This window comes from Streptomyces sp. PA03-6a (genome assembly GCF_033792765.1).
Taxonomy (GTDB): Bacteria; Actinomycetota; Actinomycetes; order Streptomycetales; family Streptomycetaceae; genus Actinacidiphila.
Map to the genome: position 1 here is coordinate 1 of NZ_JARAVK010000363.1, position 7,008 is coordinate 7,008.

Consider the following 7,008-nt stretch of genomic DNA (forward strand, 5'->3'; position numbering starts at 1 on the left):
GCAGGGTTGGTGCTGGTCATGAAGGGGTGGTTCTCCTGTCGTGCCCTCTCAGGCTAACCCGGCGAAGCGGGACGTCTCACCCAAGGCTGACAGAGAGGGGTTGCGACCGTCGGGCACGTCTGTCCTCGTCCGCCAGCCATAGCCAAGGAGCCCCCCACTCGGCCAGGGGTCGTTTGCGTGCACTGGTGTTCGGACGGTGCCGTGGCAGACGCCGCGTCCCTATCGTTGCACCATGACGGACGAACAACTCCCTGCACGGGTCTTCCCGAACCGTTTTCCCGAGGCGGTGGACTCCCGGCCCGGGGTGCCGCAGGACAGGTGTCACTGCTTCAGCCAGGTTCGGGTGAGTTCCCCCGGCACGATGACGTCCTTCCACGCCGAGATCCAGGACACCAGTGCTCCGGGCTGGCTCCGATTGCTGGAGCTGATCGAACAGGCGGCGGCCGACGGGCGGGAGGAATTCCGCCCGCTGCCAGAGCTGAGCCCTGATGAGCGGCGGCAGATCGTGACGCTGCCGGCGTCGATCGGGTGGCTGACGGCGGTGCGGACCCTTGTGCTGTACGGGAGCAACCTGGTGCGGATACCTCCGGAAATCGGCGACATGACAAGCCTGGAACAGTTCAGCCCCTACACGTCGCGACGGCTGCACTGGTTCCCGTACGAAATCACGCGGTGCGCTCGGCTGGCGGACAGTACGGTGAGCACGCGCTCGATCTACGGCAACTACAAGTACCGGCCGCCTTTCCCGCGGCTCCTCCCGCCCGGCGATACCGTCCTGGACCCCTCCAGCCTGGATCCCTACCGCTGGGGCACCACCGCGGCCCGCACCTGCAGTGTCTGCACCGGGCCGATCCCGGCGACGGGCCCTCACCAGGCCTGGTTCTCCCAGGTGGTGGCCACCGACGTCCTGCCGCTCCTGGTCAACGCCTGCTCCCAGGCGTGCCTCGACGCGCTGCCACCTGGAGCGAAGGGCTACATCCCCACACCTCATCGAGGCGGGGTGACCGAACAGCCCCCACCGCGTTGACCGCCGCCACCCAGGCCCCTGGAGTCCTGACACAGCAGAACCGGCAGCGGTCCTCGTAGCGCACCACTCCGCGCGGGTCGTCGCGCAGGGCGGGCCGGGCGGCGGCCTCCACGCGGACACCGCCTGCAGGACAAGCCGTAACACGTGAGAACACCGGCAACGGAGCAGATCATGACATCGCGCGCCACCGACGGCGGCACACAGCTGATCGCCGGAGAAGTACACCTCGCCGCGGTAATGGACCGACTGCGCCGCGACCGGCCGGTGTTCCACTCCGAGGCAGATCTGCAGCACGCTTTCGCCCGCACCCTGTGGGAACTCGCGCCCCACCTGCACTCCCGGCTGGAGGTCCGCCAACGGGCCTCCGACGGCATCGAGCACCTGGACCTGCTCTGCACCGGTCCAACGGGCCGGACCGCCGTCGAGTTCAAGCACTGCACCCGGGCGTGGAACGGGGCGGCCGGCAACGGGCCGAGGGAGGAGGAATACGCGCTCAAGTCCCACGCGGCCATCGACCTCGCCCGGCTCGGCTTCATCACCGACATCACCCGGCTGGAGCGATTCTGCCGCCGCCCCGACCAGAACGGCCTGGCACTCCTCGTCACCAACGTCCCCGCCCTCTGGACAGCGCCCTCCCCCACCGCAAAGCCGAGCCGCGACCGGATGTTCCGCCTTCATCAGGGACACACCCTCGCCGGCACCCTGCTGTGGGGCGCCCCAGACCGGCCGCATGAGAAGAACACCCGCACCCTGCACGACTCCTACACCATGCGCTGGCAGGACTACTCCCTACAGGAAGGCACCGGAGGCGAGGGTCACGTCCGCTGGAGTGGTGTATCGACGGCCACTCGGTGATCTCTTCCTTGAGGCTATGCGGTGAGTTCGGTTGGCAGGACGGTGTCGTCGTTTCCTGACTCGATCGGGTGGAGGCGGGCTTTGGCGAGGAGGTCGCGGCCCATGTAGCGGCGGGCCTCGGTCCATTCGTCGTTCTGCTCGGCCAGGACCGCGCCGACCAGGCGGATCACGGCGGTGCGGTCCGGGAAGATGCCGACCACGTCGGTGCGGCGCCGGATTTCCTTGTTCAGTCGTTCCTGCGGGTGTTGGACCAGATCTGCCGCCAGATCTCGCGGGGGAAGGCGGTGAAGGCCAGCAGGTCGTGGCGGGCGGCATCCAGGTGCTCGGCGGCCTTGGGAAACTTGGTTTCCAGAGCGTCCAGGACGTGCCGCATCTGGGCCTGGACGGCGTCGGCGTCGGGCTGTTCGAAGACCGTCCGCAGCAGCGTCGCCACCCATGGCTGGGCCGATTTCGGGACCTGGGAGAGCAGATTGCGGGCATAGTGCGTGCGGCAGCGCTGCCACGAAGCCCCAGGCAGGACGGCTCCGATGGCGTCCACCAGGCCCGCGTGGGCGTCGGAGACGACGAGCTGGACGCCGGCCAGGCCGCGGGCGATGAGCGAGCGCAGGAAGGCCAGCCAGCCGGCTCCGTCCTCGGCGGTGGCGACGTCCAGGCCGAGGATCTCGCGGTGTCCGTCGGCGTTGACGCCGACCGCGATCAGCGCGTGGACGTTGATGAGGCGGCCGTCTTCGCGGACCTTGTGGGTCAGTGCGTCGACCCAGACGAACGCATGCGGTCCGGCGTCCAGGGGCCGGTTACGGAAGGCGCCGACCTGTTCATCCAGGTGCTTGGACATCGCGCTGACCTGGGACTTGCTCAGCTGTGTCACGCCAAGGGACTCGGCGAGTTTCTCGACCCGGCGGGTAGAGACTCCGAGCAGGTAGGCGGTGGCCACCACCGAGATCAGGGCCTGCTCGGCCCTGCGGCGGCGTTCCAGAAGCCAGTGCGGGAAGTAGCTGCCGCTGCGGAGCTTGGGGATGGCCAGCTCCACCGTGCCGGCCCTGGTGTCCCACTCGCGCGGGCGATACCCGTTGCGATGGTTGACGCGTTCGTCACTGACCTGCCCGTATTCCGCGTTGCGCAGGGCATCGGCCTCCGCGGACATCAGCGCGTCGGCGAACGTCTTGACCATCGCGCGCAGCAGATCGGGACTCGCCGCTGCGAGGTTCTCCTCGGTCAGGGCGTGCAGGGGCAGACTGTCTGGTGCGGTCATCGTGCTGATCTCCTTCGAGCCTTAGACATCTCGAAGATCAGCCGGTGGCCGTCTCTATATCCGGACCCTCACCCCGATGCCGGGGCAAACACCCGGATCAGGCAGGAACCCATACACCACTTCCAAGGACGCAACCCTAGATCGGCGCCCATGACAGCGGTCGAACCACCCACGACAACAAGCTGAACAAACCCCGATACCTACCGCACTGACACCACCAGCCGAACCACCACCGAAGAACCCGCAGATCATCACTCCACACGGAGGGCCGCTGACGCCGCCTCACCCGCCCGCACGGGCCGCGATCCCAGCCCGCCGCTCGCGCCGGCCGGGCCCCGCCGCCTGGCGCCTCCTCCCCCACCCCTGGCCAGCGCAGCGTACCCCCACGGCCACCGCCACCCGAGGACGAACCTGAAACAGCCCGCCACCACCCCACACCACCAAAGCAAGCAGGTCTACACAGGAGGAGTCAGCCCAACCAGCAGACAGAGAACTCCACTTGGCCAGCGGAAACAGCCAACCTCCCGGCAGGCCGGTGCACGGGATGTTGCACGGGTTGGTGCACACGATGGTGCTCCGGAGCGGCTGGGCTCTTCGGGCTGGGTCACCGTCAGGGCCCACCGGATGTTCACATCCGTTGCATCAACCCCCACCGAGAAGGACCCCGACCCCACCACACCAGCGTCCATCGTCACCGAACCCACGCTCGGAGTACCGGCCGGACAGTCCACCCAGAACCCGGCCACCTGCTCCCGCTGCCAGTGCATCGTCACCGCCACACTGCCCCCGCCCTCACAGGCAACCGTGAGCACCGTCGGCCATCTCTCCCACGCTCCCCCGGACACCGCACCCCCATCCCCCCGCCACTCCTGAACCCACAGCAAACCCTCCGGACCCGGATACGGAAGAAGACCCGCAGCCGTCACCGGCGCAGCCGCACGGCCCGCGCCAGCGGTGCCGGCCTCCAGCAGCCACCGCCATCACCGGGCCCGGCCCCGGCCACCACACAAGTCGCCTACACCACAGCCACCGTGACCCTCCTCACGCTCTACACACCTGCCCCTACCTGATCACCTGTCATGACACGAACACCCTCACCCCCACCACCGACAACCCAGCTCGTCCGAGTCCGAGCACGGCAAGACCGCGTGTGATGCCCGGCCGGAGCACCCTCGGATTCGAGGGCCGGACTGCCTGCCTTGTCAGCCGTCAAAGGGTTCGGTAGGACTGCTCGGGTGACTGATCATCGAAGCTTTGCGCGCACTGTCATAGCGCTGTCGTTGGCCGTGCTCGCCGCCTGCGCAGTGGCCGTGACGATCAAGGTGACCACCGGTCCGATCCCAGTCGAACCACCGCGTGTGCTGGACCAGACAGCGCTGGAGAAGCAGGTGGCGGGTCAAGTCGGCGGCCTGAAGCAGAACAACCCCGCCGCCTACGTGGACTGCCCCCTGTCCGTCGTGGTCAAGGTAGGCACCAAGTTCGACTGCACCGTCTACGGAGAAACCAACCCAGAGAGGGTGGAAGTCGAGATCACCAGCGATCAAGGCGACCTCACCGTGACGTCGTAGTACAAGGCGGGATGTGGCTTGCGTCAAACACGCTGAGGCGTGGCGACCAGGCAGTTAGCCAGATTCGACCCCCCGTCACAATCCCAGCTGCACACTGACCGTGGTGGCTCCGCCGTGTCCCCCGTCCCGGCGGAGCCACACCGGCTCCTGGAGACGCATCACGCGAGGACAGACCATGCGGGTGGACGACCGGCACCTCACCGAAGACGTCGAGAACTTCCCTGGCCGGGCGCGGAACTTCCTGCACTCGCGGCCCGCCGCTCCACACAGCGGTGCCGACCACGACGCAGGCCCTGCGTGCACGCGGGCCCGGCACGCCTGGGTCCGAGCCACCCCTGTTTCGGCTGGCTGGAATGCGACGGCAAGGTACGCACCGCCCTCTTCCGCACCCCACCCCGCCGCCTCAACCTCACCCCCCTCAGCCCCGAACACGCTGACCTGCTCACCGCCCGACTGGCCCGCCTCGGCCATCCGCCGCCCGCGGAGCCGGTCAGGGGTGATGCGTCGGCAGGCACGGTCTTCAAGATAGGTCGGAGGGCGTAGAGCACTCCGTGATCACGGAGACCTTCCCTGCATCGTCCCCCGGTCACATCACCGCCGTAGCCTCGCCTGCCACCCAGGTCTGCCAGACACGACGGGTGTTTGGCAGGTCGGGGCGGTCGAGGAGCCAGAGCACATACCCGGCGTGCAACCGGGCCCACGGACTGTCCGAATCGGCTGCCCGAGCGAGTCTGCCCCGGAGGTCAGCGCTGTCGACAGCCCGGGCTACCCGCACGTATTCGCGGTCCTTGCAGCGATACGCCCGGCGGACAACGAGCTCGACCAGGTCGGTGAGCTTCGCCTTGAGTGCCTCCTCCTGGGGAGCACGGGCCACCTTACGGATCAGGGTCTCCTTCGTACCCCACGCCTTCGCATGCGGCGTCCACTCCAGCGGGTACCTCGCCTCCCACTCGAGGAAGAGCATCGCATAGGGCAGCCCCGGCCATGTCACAAGATCCCCGCCCGCAGGGCCATTCCACACCCCGTCAGGCAGTGAACGCCTCTGGGCTTGCCAATGCCTCTGGAGTGCCTGTCGAAAGGCCGGCTCCCGGTACTGCTCGTCCGCTCCCAGGGGCCGCGTCAGCAGCCAAATCTCGTTGGACCGGTCGAGCGCGTCCGTGACCTTTCTCTGGGCCTCGGCCAGATGGACGAGCGCTGCACCTCTCTCAGCCGGATCCTCCGCGATGAGCCCGAACGCCCATCCCAGTCGCTCAGCCCATGCACAAGCGTCGTCCGCATCCGTACCTGCCTCTTCAGCCACGCACGGGATCATCTCCCAGCGCAGCCGGCTCGCTCCACCCGACAGTGAGGGGGAGGGAGACACAAGGGCTCCGGGACGCAACGAACGTGAGCAGAAACCGCCCGGCCTCCCTCTCCTTATCTCAAGTGATTACAGAACGGACGCCCGCCGACTACGCCGAAGCCCTGACCGGGCCCCGTTCCGAAAGCGGCCCAGCCTTCAGAACGGAAGCCGGTAGACGGCCTTTCCCTCGTCCACCGGCACGCCGAGAGCCTCGTAGAAGCCCAGCGCGCTCGGGTTGCCGGTGTCGGCCGTCCACTCCAGCCGGGTACAGCCGAGCTCCTGGGCCGCGGTGCGGACGGCGTCAATGAGGGCGCGGCCGACGCCGCGGCCGCGGGCCTCGCTGCGGACGTACAGCTCCTTCAACCACGCACTCGTGTCAGCGCCGGCAGCGGGCCAGAGCAGGGAGAAGGAGGCCATGCCGAGGACGTCCTCGCCATCGCGGGCCAGGAGCACGGTGGCCGCGGGCCGGCCGCCGAAAAGCGCGGCGCGGATCTGGCCGGGGTCGCCGGGAGCGTAGGCGCCGCCGTAGTAGACCTCAATCTCACCGATGAGCCGGGAGATCTCCTCGGCGTCCTTCTCCGTCGCCGGCGTCACCTGCACCATGGATCCCCACCCTTTCGCCGGGCGGGAGCGCCAGGATCTCGCGCAACACCCGGACCTCACTGACCGCTTGTGCCTCGGGCGGGAGTGCAAAACGTTCGGTGTAACTCCTGATCAAGGAAGCTGCACTGATGCTCCCGCCGGCGCGAGCCGCCCCGCTCCTCCTCCGCCCGTCACGGCGCAGCCTCCCGCGCAGTAGCTGATCGGCGACGGCGGTTGGGTGCGGGCCGATCGCGGGCCCCGGTTCGCCCGCCCGGTCACGGCAGGGCGGGCGAACCGGGAAGGAGAACGGGCTATTTCACGGGGTTACGCGCTCCACTCTTGACAACGTTGTCTGGAAAGGAACACGCTAACCGCGATCTAC

5 protein-coding genes and 1 pseudogene are annotated in these 7,008 nt (G+C 68.3%); 3 read left to right on the forward strand and 3 right to left on the reverse strand.

Annotated features, from left to right (window positions below; translation table 11 throughout):
- The first annotated feature begins 196 nt into the window (after nt 1–196).
- Complete coding sequence (locus PV350_RS42970) at nt 197–1,027, forward strand: leucine-rich repeat domain-containing protein (RefSeq protein ID WP_500338823.1); 831 nt, start codon at nt 197–199, stop codon at nt 1,025–1,027.
- Nucleotides 1,028–1,198: 171 nt separating this feature from the next.
- Nucleotides 1,199–1,882 carry a hypothetical protein gene (locus tag PV350_RS42975; protein ID WP_500338824.1) on the forward strand — a complete coding sequence of 228 codons (684 nt, stop codon included), beginning with the start codon at nt 1,199–1,201 and terminating at the stop codon, nt 1,880–1,882.
- Nucleotides 1,883–1,896: 14 nt separating this feature from the next.
- Here the strand turns inward: PV350_RS42975 and PV350_RS42980 are convergent.
- A pseudogene (locus PV350_RS42980) lies at nt 1,897–3,134 on the reverse strand (IS256 family transposase).
- A 1,235-nt stretch (nt 3,135–4,369) separates the two neighbouring features.
- Between PV350_RS42980 and PV350_RS42985 the strand changes: the two are divergent.
- Nucleotides 4,370–4,702, forward strand: a complete 333-nt coding sequence (locus tag PV350_RS42985) for a DUF4333 domain-containing protein (protein ID WP_500338825.1) — start codon at nt 4,370–4,372, stop codon at nt 4,700–4,702.
- A 586-nt stretch (nt 4,703–5,288) separates the two neighbouring features.
- Here PV350_RS42985 and PV350_RS42990 read toward each other — a convergent pair.
- Nucleotides 5,289–6,002: a hypothetical protein gene (locus tag PV350_RS42990; protein ID WP_500338826.1), complete on the reverse strand. Its 714-nt coding sequence runs from the start codon at nt 6,000–6,002 to the stop codon at nt 5,289–5,291.
- Between the two features lie 198 nt (nt 6,003–6,200).
- Complete coding sequence (locus tag PV350_RS42995; RefSeq protein ID WP_500338827.1) at nt 6,201–6,647, reverse strand: GNAT family N-acetyltransferase; 447 nt, start codon at nt 6,645–6,647, stop codon at nt 6,201–6,203.
- Nucleotides 6,648–7,008: the final 361 nt, after the last annotated feature.